Annotated in this window: 19 protein-coding genes; 4 read left to right on the forward strand and 15 right to left on the reverse strand. The window is 55.6% G+C overall.

Annotated elements, in window-relative coordinates; genetic code table 11:
• On the forward strand, positions 1-198 hold a 198-nt coding region (locus DC28_RS16535), incomplete at its 5' end, for a hypothetical protein (protein ID WP_037547418.1).
• Between the two features lie 99 nt (positions 199-297).
• On the opposite strand, the gene DC28_RS07550 is transcribed toward DC28_RS16535, so the two are convergent.
• From DC28_RS07550 to DC28_RS07590, 9 genes are all read right to left on the reverse strand, one after another.
• Positions 298-1245: a helix-turn-helix transcriptional regulator gene (locus DC28_RS07550; RefSeq protein WP_037547558.1), complete on the reverse strand. Its 948-nt coding sequence runs from the start codon at positions 1243-1245 to the stop codon at positions 298-300.
• The gene (locus tag DC28_RS15450) at positions 1235-4138 is read right to left on the reverse strand and encodes a glycosyltransferase family 2 protein (protein ID WP_081942052.1); all 2904 of its coding nucleotides are present in this window, start codon (positions 4136-4138) and stop codon (positions 1235-1237) included. The genes DC28_RS07550 and DC28_RS15450 overlap by 11 nt, the downstream gene beginning before the upstream one ends.
• Positions 4131-5912 (reverse strand): diguanylate cyclase domain-containing protein, encoded by a 1782-nt coding sequence (locus DC28_RS07560; protein WP_037547420.1) that lies wholly within the window; start codon positions 5910-5912, stop codon positions 4131-4133. The genes DC28_RS15450 and DC28_RS07560 overlap by 8 nt, the downstream gene beginning before the upstream one ends.
• On the reverse strand, positions 5905-8094 hold the full coding sequence (locus tag DC28_RS07565) for an ATP-binding SpoIIE family protein phosphatase (RefSeq protein ID WP_037547422.1): 2190 nt from the start codon (positions 8092-8094) through the stop codon (positions 5905-5907). Before DC28_RS07565 ends, DC28_RS07560 begins: the two co-directional genes overlap by 8 nt.
• Positions 8078-8428: an STAS domain-containing protein gene (locus tag DC28_RS07570; RefSeq protein WP_037547423.1), complete on the reverse strand. Its 351-nt coding sequence runs from the start codon at positions 8426-8428 to the stop codon at positions 8078-8080. Before DC28_RS07570 ends, DC28_RS07565 begins: the two co-directional genes overlap by 17 nt.
• A gap of 4 nt (positions 8429-8432) precedes the next feature.
• On the reverse strand, positions 8433-9221 hold the full coding sequence (locus DC28_RS07575) for a glycoside hydrolase family 16 protein (protein ID WP_037547426.1): 789 nt from the start codon (positions 9219-9221) through the stop codon (positions 8433-8435).
• A gap of 3 nt (positions 9222-9224) precedes the next feature.
• Positions 9225-9980, reverse strand: coding sequence for a hypothetical protein (locus tag DC28_RS07580; RefSeq protein ID WP_156104622.1), 756 nt, complete (start codon positions 9978-9980; stop codon positions 9225-9227).
• A gap of 83 nt (positions 9981-10063) precedes the next feature.
• Positions 10064-11566: a galactokinase gene (locus tag DC28_RS07585; RefSeq protein ID WP_052078603.1), complete on the reverse strand. Its 1503-nt coding sequence runs from the start codon at positions 11564-11566 to the stop codon at positions 10064-10066.
• A 5-nt stretch (positions 11567-11571) separates the two neighbouring features.
• A complete protein-coding gene (locus DC28_RS07590) occupies positions 11572-12642 on the reverse strand; it encodes a UDP-glucose--hexose-1-phosphate uridylyltransferase (RefSeq protein WP_037547430.1) in 1071 nt (356 codons plus the stop codon).
• 252 nt (positions 12643-12894) lie between these two features.
• Here DC28_RS07590 and DC28_RS07595 point away from each other — a divergent pair, with 252 nt between their 5' ends.
• Both DC28_RS07595 and DC28_RS07600 read left to right on the forward strand, forming a co-directional pair.
• A complete protein-coding gene (locus DC28_RS07595; protein ID WP_162180210.1) occupies positions 12895-14019 on the forward strand; it encodes a LacI family DNA-binding transcriptional regulator in 1125 nt (374 codons plus the stop codon).
• An 84-nt stretch (positions 14020-14103) separates the two neighbouring features.
• Positions 14104-15387 (forward strand): MATE family efflux transporter, encoded by a 1284-nt coding sequence (locus tag DC28_RS07600; protein WP_238565793.1) that lies wholly within the window; start codon positions 14104-14106, stop codon positions 15385-15387.
• Positions 15388-15422: 35 nt separating this feature from the next.
• Here the strand turns inward: DC28_RS07600 and DC28_RS07605 are convergent, their stop codons facing one another.
• The 4 genes from DC28_RS07605 to DC28_RS07620 form a co-directional block, all read right to left on the reverse strand.
• Positions 15423-15854, reverse strand: coding sequence for a hypothetical protein (locus tag DC28_RS07605; RefSeq protein WP_037547433.1), 432 nt, complete (start codon positions 15852-15854; stop codon positions 15423-15425).
• Between the two features lie 252 nt (positions 15855-16106).
• Positions 16107-16766, reverse strand: coding sequence for a TPM domain-containing protein (locus tag DC28_RS07610; protein WP_037547435.1), 660 nt, complete (start codon positions 16764-16766; stop codon positions 16107-16109).
• Entirely contained in the window at positions 16767-17594 is an 828-nt protein-coding gene (locus DC28_RS07615; RefSeq protein WP_037547437.1) for a TPM domain-containing protein, read from the reverse strand.
• A gap of 10 nt (positions 17595-17604) precedes the next feature.
• Positions 17605-18189: a LemA family protein gene (locus tag DC28_RS07620; protein WP_037547439.1), complete on the reverse strand. Its 585-nt coding sequence runs from the start codon at positions 18187-18189 to the stop codon at positions 17605-17607.
• Between the two features lie 246 nt (positions 18190-18435).
• Between DC28_RS07620 and DC28_RS07625 the strand changes: the two genes are divergently transcribed.
• Positions 18436-18768 carry a hypothetical protein gene (locus tag DC28_RS07625; protein ID WP_037547441.1) on the forward strand — a complete coding sequence of 111 codons (333 nt, stop codon included), beginning with the start codon at positions 18436-18438 and terminating at the stop codon, positions 18766-18768.
• Between the two features lie 141 nt (positions 18769-18909).
• Here the strand turns inward: DC28_RS07625 and DC28_RS07630 are convergent, their stop codons facing one another.
• The gene (locus DC28_RS07630) at positions 18910-20340 is read right to left on the reverse strand and encodes an MFS transporter (RefSeq protein WP_037547443.1); all 1431 of its coding nucleotides are present in this window, start codon (positions 20338-20340) and stop codon (positions 18910-18912) included.
• A gap of 116 nt (positions 20341-20456) precedes the next feature.
• The gene (locus DC28_RS07635; RefSeq protein ID WP_202962964.1) at positions 20457-21947 is read right to left on the reverse strand and encodes a DUF6937 domain-containing protein; all 1491 of its coding nucleotides are present in this window, start codon (positions 21945-21947) and stop codon (positions 20457-20459) included.
• Positions 21948-22009 lie beyond the last annotated feature (62 nt).

The following is a 22009-nucleotide window of genomic DNA, read 5'->3' on the forward strand; positions in this document are numbered from 1 at the left end:
GGTGATACCCGCACCCGGGCCGAACACATGGGCCTGAGCCGGGAGCGGCTGACAGCAATCATCCGGGAGCTGTGGGGGCGGCGGCCGTTTCGGGGTAAGCTGTCTCTCTGGACGGAGGAATTGAGGACCTGGAATATGAAGTGGCGCAACCCCGGGGTGGACTTCGGGACCTACGTGCCGAAGTACATTTCGGCGTGATGAGGTGGGTGTGCGCTGGGGGTTTCTGAGGCACAAAAAAGTTACAGGCTTTTGCGCACTACATAAAAGTTACAGGCTTTTGAGCGCTAAAGGAGGGCATCAGAGAGGGACTTTGTACCTGGCCGCGATATCTTCTGCGGCCCGGCGGATCGTGTCGCGTAAATGATTGGGCTTCAACACCTCCACGAACTGTCCGAAGGACAGGATGTAGGCATAGAGACTGCCGTCCTCGGGCATTCTGGTGGTTACCACCATGCTGCCGTCGGGTTGGATATTCCGGGTTTCCTCAGGATAGTATTCTTCCACCAGGGGAATCATCTCTGGGAGAAACCGTAGATGGAGGTCGACCATGACACCTGTTCCGGACCATAGGGGATTCTCGGCGATGTAGGCCTCCAGGGGCTTTTCCCGGCGCCGGAACTGTTCGGGAAGCACCATCGGATCCTTTATCCGGGATATCCGGAAGAGCCGGAAGTCCTTACGGAGCCGGCAAAATCCGTAGAGGTACCAGGCCCGCCACCGGAAGGCAATGGTCATGGGTTCGATGATCCGCCGGGTAGTCTCCAGTTTGTTACTGGTGTAGCCGAATTCGATGAGGTGCTGGCGGTCCACGGCGTCCTTCACAATGCGAAAAACCTCCCGGGAACGGGGATCTCCCCCGAGCATGGAGAAATCAATGGAGAGTTTTTCCGTGCGCTGGGATAGGATATCCCCGGTTTGCACGGGCACCAGAGACCGCATCTTCTCCAGAGTGTCGCTAACGGTCTTGTCCGACAGGGTGTCGCTCACCCCCTGCAACGCCGTGAGAATGTTAAAAAAATCATCCGTGGTAAGCAGCTGGCGGTCCATTTTATACGAGTTCATAATACCGTAACCCCCGGCTGATCCCTGGAGGGCGTAAATCGGAATGCCCGCAAGGTCGATGGTCTCCAGGTCACGCTGAATGGTTCTGACAGATACACCGTAGCGTTTGGCCAGGGTATTGGCGCTTACCAGTTCATGGTTGAGCAGGTACACGATGATGGATAACAGGCGGTCAATCTTCATGGGGTGTTGTTTCTCCCGGGCCATCAGTTTGGGATTGGAATCCCTTACGTGGAGGCTGTTTCCACCCTTGTTCTTTGAAGATGTAACGGATGAAACTCCAGACACGGTGCATCCCGAACAGTTGTCGGTACCCGAAATTCTCTATAATGGAAGCGCCGAGTACCCTGCGGAAGTCTCGGCCTCGAAAATAGAGTACATTCTTATCGGCTACCAGTAGACTCATCATGGAGATGAAGGTACCCAGTCCAACGGACACCGCGAACAACAAGGCTAGGGTTGGTAGGTTGGCAATACCGAGTAGAACCGCTAAAAATGCAGCCAGATATCCCCCGGTTTCCAGAAAGGGACCAAGAAGCTCAAAAATAAAGAAGTAGGGCAGGGAAATCAAACCCGGTACGCCCTGGGGCCGGCGGAGGAGCATATCCTTATGGATCATTAATACCTCCATGAGTCCCCGGTTCCAGCGGTCGCGCTGAATGAGCAGGGAGGGTAGATGTTCCGGCACCTCTGTCCAGCAGTTAGCGGTGTGGACGTATTGCACACGGTGCTTTATTCCCTTTGAGTACAGGTGTTTGCGCAATCGAACCACTATTTCCATATCTTCTCCGACAGTGTCTAAATGCCGGGGACCAGAGCCGGTCAGGTATCCGCCGATTTCTAAGACTGCTTGGCGCTGGAACGCTCCGAAGGCACCGGAAATTATCAGGAGACCGTTTATCCCTGCCCAACCCATCCTGCCGATAATAAAGGCTCGTAGGTACTCCATGGTTTGGATGAGAGCCAGGGGATTCCTTGGAGGGTGGATTTCCCGAATGGATCCTTTGGAAACCAGACAGCCGTTCACCGGGACAATATTGCCTCCAATAGCCAGGGTTATTTCGTCCGTATCTAGGGTGGAACGCATGAGGTGCAACAGGGATTTCGGTTCCAGGAGAGAATCCGAGTCTATGCATACCACGTAATCTCCCTGAGCCTGAAGAATGCCTGCATTCAGGGAATCTGCCTTGCCGCCGTTGACCTTGTCCACAACCGTAAGATCCTTGGATACCCTGCTTTTGTACACCCCCATGATGGGTGCAGTAAGTATGGGAATTGATCCCTGGGAAGACCGATCATCCCTGGGTTCCAGGTCAAATTCCTGCTGGAGTACCCCGAGTGTTCTGTCCTTTGAACCGTCGTTCACTACAATTACTTCAAAATCTGGGTACTCCAGGTTCAACAAGGATTGTACACTCTGTACAATGGTGGTTTCTTCATTGTAACCCGGAGCTATGATGCTTACCTTGGGCAGGACACCGGGCTTGGCAAAGAAACCAGACTCCTGCCAGTGGTGAACCCGGTTCTTTTTTGATGCGCTAACCATGGAAATCACCAAAAAAACCAAATAGCTACCATTTATGGCGAGACTGTACCCGATAAAGGACCGTTGATAGAACACAAGAAAGGCCTCAATACCCCCGGTAATGGCCCCCAGGGAAACCAGTAGGGCGAACAGAGCCGGTAGTAAACTCAGTGTCCCCAGTGCCAGTAGTGAGAGAAGAATTCTGTCGGACCAACCCAGCCGCTTACGGGAAAGGACCGGTGGTTCGGGATTCCCTGTGATTCCGAGGCTTTCTTTTGCCTTTGGCCTAAGTAGGCGGCGGCAGTCTTGCGCGAAATCGGGGTCTTCGATCATAGCTTGGGTAATTACATCCTTTAGGCTGAGAACATCCTCTTGGGAAGACAGGCTGTTTATCAGCCGAATGACTGCACTACGGCGTTGTCCAGCGATGAGCACCCGAATCAGAAGCGCCAGGTCGGTTTGCTGGTATCCCTGGATTCGTTGGCGTCCATGGAGGAGGATATAGGAGAGTGAGGGCTCAAGAATTCGGGCGATTCCTATCGCCCGGCGAAATCCTACGTGGCTGGCGTCCCTTGAGGTTTCGGGGATGGGCGCTATAGCCTGGCGGAGCCGGACTATAAGCTCAGTAAGCAGGCTTGGATCTCGACGAATATAAGCGGTAAAGGATCCTGCAAGCAGATCGCTAAGCTCTGGAAAACTCAGCCAGCCTTCCAGGGTCTGCCAAGAGGGTCTGCCTTGGCTCCTCAGCAGGGCCTTGACCCCGATACGCCGCACCTCGGCAGAAAATAACGCCTGGTTGGGTGTTTCTGAAAAGATCCAGGGATGAAACTGCCCGCACATGAGTGCCGCATTTCGGTGTACCTCACGCGCCGGGTACAGCAGCAGGGGAATGAGATAACTTCGGGCCTCTTCGGGGGTACAACAGGGTATTCCCACCACCCCTATCCGTTTTGCCAAGGGGGTGGGGGGGATCTGCTGGCGGCGATACCACCGGTAGGCGGTTTGGGGGCAACCTTCTAAGAGTCGGGCCAGCCGGGTCTGCCACCGTTCCGGGGCTTGGGAAAACCGCTGGTGAAGGCGATCAATGTCAATACTCTGCATATCTCCTGAATCAACCAAAACGCTCGTAATCCGTATAAGTAATGACCACGGTCCTTGAGTTTGTTCTACTACCTGTCGAGCTATCCGGACCCGGTCTTGCCGCGGTAGGAGCACTAGGAGGGCAGCGGCTTCCCGTGGTCTTGTGTAGCCTCTGGAGTAAAAGAGTTTTTCTATTCTCTGGGTGAATGTGTCGCCCAGGGTTGAAACAGGCAGCCTGATGTGGTCTCGTATCCGGCTGAGAAATCGATTCCTCCCTTGTTGTGATGGAGAGTATTTGGGCAGGCTACCCAAGTCACGGTTCGCCATAGCCTGAGCGATCTGGGAAAGTATCCTACTCTGTCGAAGGTAGAGCCCCCGGGATGTTGATTTCGAGATGATTAGTCCTACAAAACCGGCAACATTTAGTACTATGAAGGAGGCTGTCAGGATGTATTCCAGGGTACTAAACATGGCTGACGCCTCCGGTCAGGTGGGTAATCAGGCCTGGCAACTCCTCGAGAATCAACGGCTTTCGGAGGATGGAAAAGATTCCCCGGCGGTGAAGCTCTACAACCACATTCTCTGAAAGTTCGTGGCTCATAAGAATAACCGGTATTCCTGAAGTCTCCGGGCGGCTCTCTAGGCTGTCATAGAGGGTTATGATGTCAGTACCCGAATGGTACAGCTCGCTGAGAATTATATCGGGTTTAAAGGTCTCAATTTCAGGAATAATGGTTTCGGCCCGGAACTCGGTACGGCACTGAAACCCCCGGTTAGTTAGATAGGTGGTGAGCATTCGTGCTACTAGGGATTCTGATTCCAGGATTAATACCCGGATGGTAACCTCCGACGCCGCAATATCCGCGGTTTCCAGGTCGCCGGTACTGGTTTTGTCCCCACCCTGGCGGATGGCGGATTCGAGTCTGGCAGCTCCCAGGGTTCGGAGGCTTTGTACCGGATCTCCAGCCCGATGCTGGACCTGAGATGTCTGGATCACCCCGGCTGAACACGTAACTGGCCTGATGAATGCTCCGGATTCCCTAACCTCCCGCCGGATGGTATCCGCCAACCCTGCAGCCTCAGCCACACCGCAATGGGGAACAAGTAGTCCGCAAACCGGTCCGGCAAGGCGAAAGACCATGGCCGTTTCGGGTTTCTCGCTCCGTATAATGTGGGCGAAGGACCGAATAGCAGCATTACCTTCCTCATACCCAAGTTGGGAATTAATAGCTGTGAGATTATCCAGGTGCAACAATATGACTGTACCCTCCTGGGGATGTTCCTCAACAAAGAGGGGAAGGTACTCATTAAAAAATTCCTCATTATACAGCCCTGTTGCCTCGTCCCGGATTCCCTCGTCCTGGAGTAGGATGAGATCCTCCTGTAATTCAAAATTCTGTTGCTGGAGGATCTGTAACTCCTGAATTACCCGGTTGAGGTTTTGGCCCTCTCCCACTGCAACCTCCCTGAGTTTGTCAGGCAGGGTTACAGTTTTGACCGTCAGGGTTTCTCGAATTGTAAGGGGATTCGAATGCCAGATGCTCCCATAGCGCGGGCACACCCGGTTGATGGTCTGGGGCTCATAATCCCCGGCAGGGGATAGCTGGCACAGGGTATCCACCCAGGATGGATCGGAAAACTGCTGGGTGTAGGAAGCCAAGCCCGCCTCCGCCCGGGGAACTTTCTGGTTCCTGAGATCCACATCAAAGGGCAGATCCCTGCCCATAGAACCCATTGCAGGACCTGAGAACAGGGTGCCCGTGGTTATATCCACCAGGGCTATCAATCCCTGGGAATAGCTGCGGGACAGGAGTATGTGGATTAATCTTCGACCCTCGGGAAGTACTATATTCTGGTTGACCCTGCTCAAGTGTCGATATTCTAAAGCCGGTTCATGGAGTAGTACGGAGGTCCGCCAGTGGCAGTACACCTCTGGCTTTTCCGAACCTCCTCTCAGACGGATCAGCTCATTCAGCCCGCCGGCCGCCCCGGGATCTTGTCCTGTCAGAGCTACCTGCCATTGCCTGATTTTCTCTGGAATCTCCAGGTGTTCAAAAAGCCGATCCATAGCCTGGGCGATGTCTGGGATCCCGGGGGTTGGGCCCGGATCTATCACCAGGATGGTGGAGCCGTCTACTACGGCATAGGTATTCACGGGGAGAAAGTCTTCTCTGCTCCATCTTCCAAGCCAAAACACATCATCGGTTATCATCTGAGGGCCGGTTCCTGGTCTCGAATTATTCATGCAATTCCTTTCCCGTAGGGTATCTACGGTTAACCTGGGTGAGTTGCTTTGTCAGTACCAGGCGTTTTTGGGTTGTACCGGATTCCAAAACTGCGAAGGAACTCGCAAGCTCCTGGATTATGAAGCGTCCGTACCCCCGTTCGTGGTAATGTTCCAGAGGATTTTCCGGTACATCCTGCCAATCGTAGCTGTCGCCATGATAATCAATACAAATCCACAGGTTGTAATCGTCCCATGCTAAGATCAGGGGTACCTCCTGGGAATCCGGGGACACCGTTTCGTTGTGGTCGGCAATATTCGTTAACCCCTCATGAGCGGCTAACACAAGTTCTTGAATCGGTTCCTCCTCATCCGGATGGGCTGCTAAAAAAACGGACGCGATGCCTTGGCGGATATCTGCCAAAGCTGGGAGGGTTCGATCCCATTGAAGGATGGTTTGATCTCTACCCCGGCACTTCTGATCCAATTGAATACAGATCACCGTCACATCATCGGTGAATCTTCCGCCGCTGTGCAATAGGGCTTGGTTAGATAGGCCGTGGATTAATTCACGGGGTGTCGGGGGCTGGTGTGTGACGACATCCATACGGCTGTGAAGGTACTCCTGGATTCCTCGGGTATCAAAGGGGACGTCAGCCTCGTCATCAGCTTCGGTCAACCCGTCAGAATAGAATACGAGCAGGTCGCCCGGATTTAGCGGCAGGCTATGATGCCGGTATTCTTGGCTGCCCGAGAAACCGATGGGCATATTTGATCCCTTAATTTGCCAACAGGTAGCCTTCCGGGAATCCCAGTAAATGACGGGGGGGTGACCACAATCTACAAAATCTAGGTGGTGGGGGTCTTGATAGAACCGAGCATAGTTTAGGGTTATGAATTGGTTTATTGCGATTAAATCTGGGGATATGCGGTCATTCAGGGAGTCAATGATCCGCGTAATTCCCGGTAGCATGGAGCTGACGTTCTCCGGGAGTAGGGTAGTACCGCTCCCTCCCTCCTGGTCAGTCTGAATGAGACCGAGGATGACCCGGTACACCTGGGACCGTGTTGCAGCTCCTAACAGGGACGCGGCAACACCCTTGCCCATAACATCTCCGATCATAAGATCCAAGGTTCCTTTCTGACCGGGGATGGCATCATAAAAGTCTCCGTCCACCTCTTTACTCGGGAGGGTCATACCCGCAAGGGTCAGGTTGCCGTACGTGATATCTTCAAAACCCGATAGAAGCGCCTTTTGAATCCGGGCGCTCAGAAGAATCTCCATATCCCGGGCCTCAACCAACTCTGTCTCTCTGGCCTTTTCAGCTGTTATATCCTCTACAATGCCGAGGTAGGTGTGTATGTTACCCTGGGAGTCCCGTCTTGGTAAGGTTCGTATCTGAACCCAACCCGATTCCTGGGTACGGACCTGGAGGTTCAGGGATATGTCTGTCCCGGCAGATTCGCTGCAGGTTTTTATAAAATCTTGCCGGTCATCGGGATGGATCCAACCTACCCAGCTCCAGGGGCTTGGATCGGTTATCTGAGGATGAGTTTTTAGAATTCCGGAGGTATAGGATAGAGGATGGGTAAGATCTCGAGAGAGTATTATATAATCCTGGCCGAGCTGAGAACTTACCAGTTCCGCGTCCTCGGCCGACAGGATTAGTCCAAGATCCTTCCAGAATTCCTGTATATAGCCGAGCACCGTATCCAAGATTACCCCGAATACTGCAGCAACCCCATCCCTATGCCCATAGGAATTTTGCCAGTACCCTAAGATTCCCCCTGTACTACCACCCCGAGTGTGGTGGAGTAAGATCCACTCCCCATCCTCTTCCGGCACCTGCCATCCCAAGCCGTGAGCGAGTTCCTGAAACATTCCTGGGACGGGTGAATCAGTGGAATTGCGTTCTTCTTCTGATGGAGAGCAGATGATCACCTCACCGGAAAGAACAATGCGCGAAAGAAAGTGGTCCGTTCCCTGAAATCCTATCAGGGGTCTACCATTGCCCGGTAGTACGAGGCCCCACTGGGGATTATTCTCTGGATAGGCATAAAGCCCGAGTTGCACACATTGGAGAGCGTTTCCCATCTCCCGTATGAGCTGATCCATGATCTGAAGGGTTTCCCGCTCCGCTTGGCGGCCCATGATGCTACTGAGTTTCGAGATATTCTGCCAAATCCTACCCGGTGATACCATCCAGGGCGCTCCTGCGGTCAGTATAGACCGGTGCCATTTGATTCAGCCGGACGATCTTAAAGAGTGTGGCTACTGCACTGCTTTGTGCGGTTACCGCCATACTTCCCCCAGACTGCTTAACCTGGCGTATGCCCCCGAGAATTTTTCCCAGACCTGAACTGTCAATGAACTGAACCTTTTCCAGATCCAGAAGAAAGGGTTTTCCGGGGTAGGTTTTTAATGCCTCGGTTATCCCGGCTGTGAGGGTTTGTTGAAACTGAAGAGCGACCGAGGCGTCGATCTGGGATAGTTGTGGTTCTAAAACTACAACACCGTTTTGGATTACAATGTTCATACACCTAGTATAGGGGGGTATACCGGATATCTTCAATGATAATCCCTAGGGCCCCGTCATTCTCAGGGGGCTGACCCTGGAAGAACCAAAGATTGGTGTGCAGATGAGGGGTTGCGGGAACGGGGACAGGATTTCCAGTGATGGTTTTTTTCCAAATCCAGGATTCGCTGTCCTGAGTTTCTTCAAGATGTACTGAAAAATCCACCTTACCCGGGTGCCATTGAAACTCTAGGACGAAGGTTCCCCACTGGCGTGGAGGTAATGTTGAGATGGAATTACCTTCCTTGGAGCTTGGCTGGATCGAAACGTGCACCCAGGGAGTTCCTGGGGAGCCAAAGTAGCCCAGTTCAATATCGATTTCTGAATGGTACTGGGATGGGTTTTGGTCATAGGTAAAAAAGCCGAAAATCAACCGACTATCCAGCCCCGGTTCGTCAATCCGGAGGCGGATCCGATAGGAACCATAGCCCACGGGCTCTTGGCTGATTATCTCGGTGGAGAACCATCGGTTCCGGGAGGGGTGTTTTACCGCGGATAGCTGCAACTCATTTCGTTGAGATTGCTGGATACCCTCTATTTCTTGAGGCATTAACAAGGCCACACCGTCCCCATCCATAAAATAATTGGGTCCTGGACCCTCCTTCCCCTGGGATCGTCGAACCGTCCATTGAGTACCTGCAAAGCTGATTGTACGTTCCTGGGTATACGCCGGTTCCACGGTACCTCCAAGAAGACCAACAACTGCCAGAACGAAAGTGATAAGTCTAACCTTCTGGTTCCCCTGTACATCCATGGGTTATGACTCCCCGGTTAGGCTTATCTGGTGTGTTTGGAAGTGTACTCTGCCCTGGCGATACTCCCGAGTGTACTGGTACCCCAGGCGCCACCCGTCCCAAGGCTTGATGCCGAAGCCGCCGAATACCGATACCTTGGTTTGAGGACCCTCCGCTCGGGGCAAAATTGATCCGAAATTTCCTCCGGCTGTTATATCAAGCCAAGAAACGGGAGCGAGTCGTACCCAACCGGCAACAGTGAGGTCTGTGGGCTCCAAGGCTGAGAATCCGGCGTATCCGCGTAGGGTCGCATTCAACCAAGATAATCCCGTAAGGGTGGCCCCACCGCTTACCAGGAGGCTTCTGTTGCCTTGGGGAATAAAGTCCCAGCTCCCGGAAAGGGATGCCATGAGGTAATACGTAGCTTGTTCAAAGAAGAGATCCATGTACAACTGGTTGTGTACAATCCTTTCGGAACTCAAGCCGATTCCCCAACGGGCGGTAGAATAAAATGGTCCGCCCCACACCCACAGAGCCCCCATTTCCACGGTATGGCGGTACCAATTCCCCCGGTCCGCTCTAGCTAGGGATGTGTAGAGCTTCAGGCTGTTCACTGGAATGTATACATATGCCAGATTGTCGCTGAATACTATTCCATCGTCCTTGGGCATTAAGTCCTGGGTTATGCCGAACTGTACCTGCCCGATAACCGGACTGGTTCCCAGAGCTATGCATGCGGTCAGAACCAATACATACATCCGGGATCGATACCTATTCAAAAGTGACCCCCTGTGTGTTCTTCTCGTATCCTTGTTCAAGTATGGGGCATGACTCTGGGATTCGCAACGTCCTGGGTGAAACCTCAGACCTCGTCTAATTCCAGGCTGGGCAGATTCCGGATGGTCAGGGGGTGCACCGCCCCGGGGCCGATCCCCGCCTCCATTCGGATCTGGAAGTCGGGCCACAGATCTCGGGGCACATAGGCCTGGATGGTACCCCCGAAACCCCCGCCGTGCACCCGGCTGACCACCCTGTTCTCCCAGGGCGGCTGGCTTGTAAGGAGTAGCGCCAGGGCGTAGTCCTGGTTTTCCCTCTGGTCTACCACGTTCTGCAGGTACTCGAAGGAGCTATGGCCTGATTCCCGGACCAGGGCCAAAAATGCCTCTATATTCGGTTTCCTAACGTGGGTTGATTCTCCAAGGCCGGTTTCTTGACCCTCCTTGGATGGGGGGGGCGCCATTGGGAATTCCGGTTCTTCCGCGGCTCCCCTTGGAGTAGCGCTTGTTCCTCCTGAAATACCGTCAGCACCCGCTGCGGCGTCCGTGCCTCCGCGAAAAACGGTCCCGGTCCCAGGTCGATTGATCCCCGGGGCATCCCCCGCGAGGCTCTGGAACATCCGGGTAACCCGCTGGTTCTCCTGGAAAAAATGTCCGGCCCGGCAGAGGGCCCTTCCGGGCAGCCGGGTGCGCAGGTCAGGTAGAGCCGTCCAGAAATCCCGGGGATCTATCTGCCCCAGTACCTCCCGCCCCAGGGCCTGAGCCACCAGTTTCATCTCCCGGGGAATGGCAGCGTAGTCGGCTGTCCCGGCGCTGTGGTCGCTTTGGGTGTCAACAATGCAGAGTTGGTACCCCAGGGCGTTAAAATCCACCTCCAGCCCCTGGATGCCCGGATTCTGGGGATCGGCGAAATCCAGCATAGCCAGGCCTCCCAGGCTGCAGGCAAGCTGGTCCATGAGCCCGCTGGGTTTACCGAAAAACCGGTTTTCGGCGAACCTTCCGCACAGCGCCCGCCCCACGGCTCCGAGCTTGCCGGCGTTGTAAAGTCTATCGAGGATGGTAGCCAAGAGTACCTCGATGCAGGCTGAGCTGGATAATCCCGATCCGGGCAGGACGCGGCTGTCCACCGTGGCATAGAATCCCCCCAGATTCAGGTTCTGATTGCTAAACCAGGCAGCAGTACCGCGGATCAGGGCTTCGGTGGTTCCCTCCTCTGCCCTTTGGGGATCAAGATTCCCCAGATCGAGATGGTATTCCCGGTTCAGGGTGGTGCTCGTCAGGATGCAGCGCAGATCACCCGTGCCCAGGGGGGTAACGGCGGCCACGGCGTCCAGGGTTACCGAACCGGCCAGCACCCGGCCGTGGTTGTGGTCGGTATGGTTTCCCCCGATTTCCGTGCGCCCCGGGGTGGAAAAGAGGCGGATCTCCCCCGCGGCGCCGAAGCGGTCCCGGTGGCGGGAAACAAGGTCCGCATACCGCCTGCGCTGCCCGGCCGTCTCATCGTCTGGGTAGAGCCGTTGCAGGCTTTGATCCAGGGTGCCCCGGGTTATGTAGGTTTCCAGGTCCTGGGGGGTTCGGGGAATCGACATGGTGGTTATCCTTTCGGGGTGGAATTGTTAGGGTGATTCGAATGCTCCCGGTAGTGCACCTCCTCCTGGGACCGGAGAATTTCAGCACTCTGCTCCGGGGTTATATCCCGTTGGGGCATCGCCAAAAGCTCATACCCCACCATAAACTTTTTCACATCAGCACTGCGCAGCAAGGGCGGCAGGTAGTGCATATGAAATGTCCAATGGTCCATATTCCCCGAGTTTACCGGGGCCTGATGCAGACCCATGGAGTAGGGGAAGTCGGTTTGAAAGAGGTTGTCATACCGGATACCCAGGCGGCGGATAAGGTCAGCCAGGGCGGTAATCTGGGATTCGGTACATTCCCGGATGTCCCGGATCTGGGTTTTCGGCAGCACCATGGTTTCGTAGGGCCAGACAGCCCAGTAGGGAACCAGGGCTGCAAACTCATCGTTCTGGCAGACAATCCGTTCCCCGGTTTCCAGCTCCCGGGCCAGGTAATCCATGAGCAGATTGCTGCCGTGTTCTCCGCGGTAGGCCCGCTGTCTACTGTCCTCCCTGGCCGGGATGTCCGGCAGGCAATCCTCTGCCCATATCTGGCCGTGGGGATGGGGATTTGAGCATCCCATGGTACTGCCGTGGTTTTCGAAGATTTGAATGTGGCGGATCCACCGGTGGCCTGCCAGTTCCTCGTATTCATCCCGCCAGAGCCCCACAACCCCTTCAACCTCTCCCTGACTCATCCGCGGCAGGGTTAGGTCGTGGCGGGGACTAAAGCAGATAACCTTGCAGATTCCCCGTTCTGCCTGGGCCTGAAACAACCCGGCTTGGATATTACCCAGGGGGGTATCGGCCAGAAGAGCCGAATAGTCGTTTACAAAGCTGTAGGTTTCGGTATACCGGGGATTCTCAGCTCCCCCGGCCCGGGTGTTCCCCGGACATAGGTAACAGCCCGGGTCGTAGGAGGGGCGGTTCTCCGGGACGGCGGATTCCCTGCTTCCCTGCCAGGGGCGTTTGGTCCGGTGGGGGCTGACCTTCACCCATTCTCCGCTTAGGGGGTTAAATCGCCGGTGGGGCTGGCTGTAAAGCTTCTCCATGCAAACTCCTTGTTCATGGGTGATCATAGTGCGCAAACGATTGTAACTTTTCATGCCCTAGACACCATCCCTGGGCCTGGTTCCCGGGATGAGCCGCTATATCTGGTGTAGGTTACAACCTTTTGCGCACTATAAATACGTATGCCAATGTACGCGTGTACATTATAGGGGCCTTTGGGAAATTCTGCAAGCCCGCTGGGACAGCCGGAAAAACCCGGGGACTTTTTTATGCATTTGAGCTACCATAGGCGGATGAAACCGGACCGCGATGCCGTGGCCCGGCGGGCCGGGGTCAGTTCTGCCACGGTGAGCCGGGTGTTCAACAATCCAGATTCTGTAAGTCCCGAACGCAGAAGCCGGGTATTAGCTGCGGCCCGTGCCCTGGGCTACCGGCCGAACAAGTACGCCTCTGCCCTGGCTCGGAGCGGATCCGGGCAGATTCTGTTTTTAGACGGCAATAAGCTTGCCGCCCACGACCGTCCCAACGCGGCGTTTTACGCTTCCATGTACCGTCAGAGTCTCCTGGCGGTTCTCGAGGTCCTTCAGGACAGCCCCTACCATCTGGTCATAGACGGAGAGTGTTCCGGGGTGCAGGGGGCGGAATATGAGGGCATTATCGTGTACGATGCGGATACCCCGGAGCAAATAGAAGCTCTCTCCGCTCCGGGATTGCCCTTGGTGTTCGGCCACCACCTTCGGGGACTGCCCGGGGGGCGTGCCTGGGGGTACGGGGTGGACAATGAGGCGGGAGGATTTCTGGCGGCCCGGAAGCTCTTGGATCTGGGCCATAGGCGGATAGCCTATATCACCGGCGGATTATCGGAGATTAGCAGTCATAGAGACCGGCTCCGGGGCTTTTATTCTGCCATGGAACAAGCGCCCCCGGATGCCACTCCGGGGTTGTTTCCCGGGAACCCGGGCAATCAGGCCCTACCCGATCCTCGGAAGACCCAATGCAGCCTTCTTGAAGTAGAGGTGGGACCCCGGGGAGGAAGACAGGCGGCTAGGGATCTCCGATCCCGTATTCAGCGGGGGCAGATAACCGCCCTGGGGGTGGTTAACGATGTAACCGCTTTCGGACTGGTTCAGGAGTTGCTGACCCTGGGGATCCGGATACCCCGAGATGTATCAGTTATCGCCTTTGATAATCTGCCCATTTTGGATCTGCTGCCCCTGCGGCTGGCGACCTTGGATCTCTGTCTGGCCGAGGTCTACCGTAAGGCCGGCCAGGGGCTGAGGGACCGAATTCGCCGGACTGTCCCGGGAGGTTCCGAACCCGATGGCCCCGGGCGGGGCGCCGCAGATTTGATTCGCCCGGTGTACATTCCCGGGGATAGTCTGGCACCTCCGGCATCCGGGGGTGGGAGAGATGAGTAAGCGATGAGTGGGCATTCGAATCACCCCAAACAAAAACGGCTGGCCTCCCTCACCCAGGACCCCGTTGGACCTACTCTGTTAAAAATGGTGGTCCCCCAGATGGTTGGGGTGTTCGGGCTGGTGGTCTACCATTTGGTGGATACCTACTATGTGGGACAGCTGGGGACCCTGGAGCTGGCAGGGGTGAGTTTTACCTTCCCAGTGGTTATGGTGGCCGGATCTTTGGCCCAGGGGATTGCCCAGGGGGCATCGGCTTGGATCAGCCGGGCTATCGGGGCCCAGAACGGGGAGCGGGTTAAACAGCTAGCTCTCCACGCCCTGGTCCTGGCCTTTGTGCTCAGTTGTGTGGTGAGTATAGCCGGTATTCTGACTATCGACCCGCTGTTCCGCCTTCTGGGGGCGGATGATGAAACCCTGCCCTTTGTCCGCCAATACATGACGATCTGGTATTCCGGGGTCGGGTTCATCCTCATGACCATCGTCGGAAACAATATTATCCGCTCCACTGGAGATACCCGGACTCCGGCTGGGATTATGGTGGCGGCGGCGGTACTGAACGCGGTGCTCGATCCCATCCTTATCTTTGGTCTGGGGCCCGTGCCGGCCCTGGGAGTGGCCGGGGCGTCCCTGGCTACTGTCGCAGCCAGGAGCCTGACCCTCCTGGGTGCTCTGTGGATTATCATTTCCAGGCTCGGGCTTGTGCAGATCCGGCGGGGGATGTGGTTGGGTATCAAAGGCTCCTGGAAGGATATTCTATCCATCGGTGTGCCGGTGAGTGGAACCCGGCTCATTGTTCCCCTGGGGGCGGGGCTAATCACCCGGGTGGTTTCCCAGTTCGGGCCGGCCGCTGTGGCAGGCTACGGGGTTGGTAACCGGATGGAGGTCTTTGCCCTGGCCTTCGGAAATGCCTTGGCCATTGTTATGGGGCCCTTTATCGGGCAGAACCTGGGGGCGGGGAAGAAACAGCGGATAGGCCAGGGCTTTTGGACGGCCCGGTGGTTCTGCCTCGGGGTGGGCTTGGTGAGTTTCGGGGTGCTGCTGGCGGTGCCCGAACCCTTGGCCGCCTTCTTTAACGACGATCCCGGGGTGGTCCGGGCAGCAAGTTTGTATATGCGGCTGGTATCCTGGAGTTACGCCTTCCAGAGCTTCTTCATGGTGACCGCAGCTGGTTTGAACGTTATGGGCAAGCCTGTTGCTGCTGCGGCCCTGGGAATTCTCCAGATGTTCGGTCTCATGGTTCCCTTGGGATTGCTTGGCTCCCACCTCTTTGCCCTGCCTGGGCTCTTCACAGCCATCGGCCTATCCTATTTCCTTACCGGAATCGCCGGCCACTGGCTCATTGCAAGGGTGGTACGGGCTGAGTTCTAACCTCAGCGGGGGTATGGAACCCTCGGGTTCCAATCCTACCACATGCTGCCACCCAGCTGTTCCTGAAATTCTGGATCTGACAATGCGTTCAGGAAGGATCCCATCATCTCCCCTGACTGCTCAATTGCCTTTTGTAGTTCCTCTTGGGAAACTGTGCCATCCATGGATTGGGCCTGACCGAGCTTGAATAACTCGTCAAGCTGGGCAGGGGCAATGCCCGTTTCTTGGGAAAGCTCCCTCAGGGTCTGATTCAAATCCCCGGCAGCCCCGGGGTTGGTCGGGGAGCTCTGGGGTACGCCCCGGGAATCGGGCCAGCCGGCCGCTCCCATGGCCTTCATACCGTCAAAGAATGCCTGGGTATCCAGGATTTTTACGGATTGGGTCGGGGTACCGTCCTGGGAACAGGATACCAATAGGATGATCGTCAAGAGGGTGCATAGATGGATGAACCGGGTTTTAGAGATCATGGTTGCTCCTTGTTTATGGGGAAAATGCGTAATCTAATGATAGAAGGTGAATAGTTCTAATACAATAGTTTTTTTTTCGGTGCTTGTGTTCAAAATGGTTTATAGTGCGCAAAGGATTGTCGCGTTCTCCCGGGCGGCACTACTCCTGGGGCTGGACCCCAGGTAGCTTCACTCTATTCGAGGTGAATATGGACAAGAAAAATCCCCGGAACTCTGGGGGTTCCGGGGAAGATATCCCCAAGGGCTGAAGAACTATTTGATGATCAGGTCATCAAGCTCATTGGTGTCGTCCGGACGCGGGGGACAGTGCTCTGCGAGTACCGACCCGCAGTACTCCAGAGCCTGGATGAGGGCATCGGTGAACCGGCGTTCCTTGATACCCGAGACGATCATCTGGACCGGTTTTTCCCAGGTACCCTGGGGTACCTTGGTATTGATGCCAGAGTCGGCATAGATTTGAACCCGTTTTTCCATGAGGCTTATGTAGATAATAATGCCGGTGCGGTCTCGGGTATTCCCCAGCCCGTTGGTCATAAATTCGGTTAAGGTTGCCTTGGCGATGGCATCATTCTTTTCCGACGTCAGTATCCAGGGGCGCCGGAATGCCGGGATGAGCTCAAATAACCCCGTCAGTAGGGCAAAACTGCCCAGGTACACCAGGGGGAAGGCCCATAGATCCAACAGTCCCAAGCCCCCCCACAGGCGGGTTGGTCCCCAGATCAGGAGAAATACCAGGGAAGCCGCCGTTGCGAGGATGAACACCCCCCGCCATTTTGCGGCTGCATAGCTGTCGCTCTGTTCCACTACCATGGGAACAATCTCGCCGGAAGTAGTATTCTCCATCCGGGCAACGCAGTCCCTGATCCGCTGCTGATCCTGTTCTGTAACTATCTTGCTAACCTGAGATGCCATTTACCAACCTCCTGATGCGCCGCCGCCACCGAATCCGCCGCCGCCGCCGCTGAATCCGCCAAATCCGCCGCCTCCGGAACCGAATCCGCCTCCGGAACCAAAGCCGCCGAAGCCGCTGGAGCGGTGTCTGCGGTTACTTGCCGCCATACCCAGGGCCATCCAGAGCAGACCGCTGTTGCCCCGGTGTCCCCGGTGGCGTGATCCGCCCCGGGCGATTCCGCTGATAATGCTGAATACGGCAAAGAGAATAAAAATTCCGAACTCAAAGGGGAGCCCGATGGAGCTGCCCCGGCTTGCCCGAGTTTCCTCCCCGGGTAAGGTTCCGTCCCCGGTATACTCACCCTGGACGATTCCTGCCATAGCCTGAACCGCATTAAGGAAGCCCTCATCAAAGTTGCCCGATTTGAACGCCGGAGAAATAATGTTATCGATAATCCGGCCTGCCATGAGGTCAGTAAGGCTGCCCTCTAATCCGTATCCTACCTCGATGCGGATCTTTTTATCTGCCTTGCTTACCACGAGGATGGCGCCGTTGTCCTGGTCGGCCGTTCCGATCTGCCAGGCCTCGGCCACCCGGATTCCGAAACCTTCGATGCTCTCTCCCTCCAGAGAGTTAACCGTGAGTACGGCAATCTGGGTGGAATCCGAGCGTTCCAGAGCCTCCAAGGCCTTGGTTATCTCCCGTTCCGTTGAAGAGCTGATCATCCCGGCCTGATCCACCACCCTGCCGGTAAGCTGGGGGATGGGGCCGCCGGTCTGGGCAGACAATCCCAGAACCGGCAATAGCGCCAGGGCGATGACCAGTACTCCTGTACCTAACCGTTTCATGCCTGCCTCCTTAGAACTGTACCGTGGGTGCTACATCGGATCCCGGTGCGGCCTCGAAATACTCTTTCCGTTCCAATTTGAGTAGGATGGAATTTGTCAGGGAATTGGGAAAACTCCGGATGGTGGAGTTGAATTTCTGAACCTGCTCATTGTACCGCTGCCGGGCTACGCTAATCCGGTTTTCCGTTCCCTCTAGTTGATTTTGCAGATCCCGGAAGGATTGATCCGCTTTCAGGTTCGGATAGTTTTCGGTTACCACCATCAACCGCGAGAGCGCTGAGCTCAATTCACCCTGGGCAGCCCGGAAGTTTTCCATGGCCTGGGGATCGTTAAGGGTTTCGGGAGTCAGTTGAATGGAACCCACCCGGCTCCTGGCATCCGTTACGGCTTGCAGGGTTTCTTGTTCGTGATCCGCATATCCGCGTACCGTGGCTACCAGATTCGGAATAAGATCCGCCCTTCGTTGAAGCTGGGCTTCCAAATCGCCCCAGGCACGGAATACCTGTTCCTCCATGGTCTGCATGGTATTGTAGCCGCATCCGGACAGCCCTAATACAACCGCCACCAGAATAAGGCCCCTCACTATTCGTTTCATTCTTCACTCCTTGTATTTCTTATGTAGTGCGCAAAAGGTTGTAACTTTTTACCCCGGTGGCACCATCCCTGGGTTGGTTCCCGAACTGCGCCACCATATATGGCGTAGTTTACAACCTTTTGCGCACTACATATTTCTTCTCTGCCGGGGATGATTGTAACACATCCCCCTGGATAGAAAATATACACTCGGGGATTACAAATATTCAGTTCAATGAATTATAGTAGGTACCAAAAGGAGGAATGCATGAAAAAACGGTTATTTTCTATGGTGATTTTACTCGTCGTAGTACTTTCTTCTGCCTTTGCCTTCAAAGGCTATGTAGATATTACCAACGATACGGGATACACCATCTTCTACATCTACGTCAGCCATCACACCTCGGACAGCTGGGAAGAAGATGTATTGGACGATGATGTACTCATGGACGGCGATACCTTCCGCCTCATACTCCGGGACTATCCGGATTCCGTCTTTGACATCAAGGTGGAGGATGAGGATGGCGATACCTACGTATTCTGGGAGGTCGATATCGCCGAGGAGGATATTACCGTAACCCTGGCCGATCTGGAGATGTAATCCCCGGTCTTTCTCGGGAGGGCGGCCGAACCGGCATCCACGCCGATGTGGCCGCTCCTCCGATCCCTTTCTTCCGACCGATTCGACGCAGTCCGGGTCGGTAGGGAATTCCCTAGTTCTTATCTCCTGCCCAAGGGGTTCTTACACCTCAGCCTGGGCCGGGGCTTCCTGGTTTTTTGCCAATACCGCGTTGATCTTCTTTTCGTCATACCATAGTAACAGCAGCATGCCCCCAAGACAGAACACCAGGGCAAGGACGGCCAGGAGCCGAACCCCCAGTACGCCGGTGAGGGAACCCTCCGGGGCTCCGATCTTTATAAGGGAGGGAAGAAGCAGGGCAGCGACGCTCTGACCCATCTTTTGCATGAAGGTCCGGAACCCGAAGAAAACCCCGGCCTTGTACTCCCCGGTTTCTATGGCGAAGGCCTCCGCCATATCGCTGACCATGGCATTGGGTAAAATACCGAAGGTGGCAATGGATACCGAGGCGAAAATGACCACTAGGAAGCCCTGTACCTGGGCGGGTAGGGGCCAGAGTCCGAGGAAAAAGGCGAAACCGTAGGTAATGCCGAAGATGATGAAGGCAATGATGAGCAGGTTTTTCTTACCCGCCCGTTTGGCCAGGAGATTTACCGGCCCGTAGAAGGCAAAGCTGAGAAGGAACAATACGAGGATCAGGGTGGAGTAAAACTCCTTGGGCAGTTCCAGGAGTACGGTGACAAAGTACACCATTCCGGAGTTGATGAAGGTCAGGGCTACCCAGTAGGCAAAATCGCTCAGGGTAAACCGGAGAAAGTTCTCTATCTTGATGACGGACTTGAGGGAGGTCCAGATCCCCTGGCTGCTGGGGACGGCGTTGCAGTACCGGCGTTCATCGATGAGTAACACGGGCAGAAGCATGCAAATCAAACTAACCACAGCAAAGAGTATGATTACCCCGCGGAAGGCGGCTACCGCCTCGAAGCCGAATCCCTCTAAAACCCCCTGCAAGGCCACAGACTGGCTACCCACCATGAACCCCAGGGCCCAGGTTACGGAGATCCGGGTAGAGAGCCCCAACCGCTCGTCCGATGTATGGCCAAGCTCGCTGAGCCAGGCGAAGTACGGCGTAACGTACATGGTCATGGATAGGTAGAACAACACCACCGTGATAAACACCCACAGGGAGTTAGCCCAAACGTTAGCCCCGGCTCCGGTACCGAAGGGGGGCATGAAAATCAGAATGGACAAGAGGGCGAAGGGCACCGAGGATATGAGCAGGAAAAACCTGCGCCGTCCGATTTTCGCATTGTTCCGGTCTGAGAGAACAGCGATAATCGGATCGGTGACCGCGTCAAATACCCGTCCGAACCAGAAAATGAGTCCGATGATGGTGAGAACCCCCAGAACGAAGCCTTGGACGATCATAACCGGGAAGACAGCCTGTCCGGCCTCCTCGGGGGGGAAATAGAAATACACCAGCAGGTTGCCTGCGGCATAGCTTGCCAATGACCAGCCGAACTGGCCGAGGGCGTAGATCCACTTCTTCCATCCCGGCAGGGTTTCTACCTGGGGCAGCGCTTGACTACTCATGGTTGGTTCTCCTCTTTTCGTATGAATAATATAGTGTGCAAAAGGTTGTAACTTTGCACCCCGGCGACACCACCCATGGGTGGAATCATTGATTGCTCCGCTATATTTGGTGTGGTTTACAACCTTTTGCGCACTAGGTATGAACTATGACTTACTTCTGCCGGACCGGCCGCGGCTCCGGCACGCGCCAGTGCCGCCTGGACAACCCGGTAGGCTCCATTATAGATCCCCTGGGTATGGGCAGCCAGAATGCTCCGGTTCATGAGCTCCAGAGCCCTGCCGTCCTCCAGCATCAGCCCCAGGAACTGGGCAGCATCCTGGGGACGCCGGCATTCCGGAGTGCTGTCTCCCAATTCCGCTCCATGGATGGCTCCCCAAGCCTCGTGCCCCCCGATTCTCCGGATCATGAGCTTGGGAATGGGGTAGAAGGACAGCTCGCTGGGTTTGGTAACCAGGACATCGCAGTGGGGCATGAGGCTGTTGGTGAGGTACACCCCGGAATAGATCTCCGGGCTGTAGTATACCCTGTGGATGCCCGATCCTGGGGGCGTTTCGGAAGAACGGCCCTCCATCAGCTCGGCGGATATGTTCATGTCTGCCAGTCCTGCCGCTACCTGGTCCCGGACTCCCCGGTGATCCCCCACATTGATATGCAGCTCGATCCGCCGCGATCGTACCGCTTCGGCTACCCGGTCGATAAGCTGTAAATAAAAATCCGCCTGGGCTCCGGCCCCGCCCACGGTCATGAGAAGCCGCAGGGGTTCATGGTTCTTCAGCCGCTCCAGCCGTCGAGCTGTGGAGTCTTCCAGGGTGGAGACCAGTTCATTATCGATATAATGGCCGGTATATAGGACATCATCCCCCGGCATGGGATGCAGAAGCTGCCCGGGACGGGGGCCCATACCCCGGAGGCTCCGGTACCCCCAATAGGCATGGGGGGTCTGGACGGTGTGCAGGCTGCCCTGGGCCAGGTGCAGCGCCATAGGCCAGTTATCGGGAACAACATTGACCACCCCGGTCATACCGGCGTGAATCGCTGCCTGGGCGGGCCACACATGGGTAGCCACCACCGGCACATCCTTGGGCAAACCCTCCCACACCGGTGCATAGAGTCGGGCGGTTTCCTGATCGATGGCATTGTAACTGAGTTTTCGAAACGCCTTGCTGTTCAAGGGCTCCCAATACAGCCGGTTGAACAGGGCCGAGCGCTGGGAAAGCCTGCTTCCCAAGGAATACAGACTGTTCAGATGGCCGATAACCTTCCCAGCGGTGGTCTGGGTCTGGGCATGAAGGTCGAACCAGTAGGGCACCAGCCCCTGGGAAGCCGCAGCCGAGGCTATGGCCATAGAAATCCGGAAGTGACCGTAGCCCATCCGGATGGTTCCGATAATGATAGGATGAGGTTTCAAGGTGATTCGACTGTCTCCGGGTTCTGCAGCAATTCCTGTGCATCCCCATAGCTCCCCTAAAACCGGCAGGGGAGTGCAGCGTAACCCCAGGGGACCGTCCTGACCGAATTTCCGGGCAAAGCGCCGCCGGGTATTCCGTGCCCGGCGTGTTACTCGGTGAGAGACAGGGTTTCCGAAAATATGGGTTGGGTTTTCCATGGGATCCTCCTGGCCCGGATGCTCTATTGACGGGTGATATTAATGGAGTTAATATTATTAAC

It is taken from the genome of Spirochaeta lutea (genome assembly GCF_000758165.1).
In the GTDB taxonomy this organism is placed as follows: Bacteria; Spirochaetota; Spirochaetia; order DSM-27196; family Salinispiraceae; genus Spirochaeta_D; species Spirochaeta_D lutea.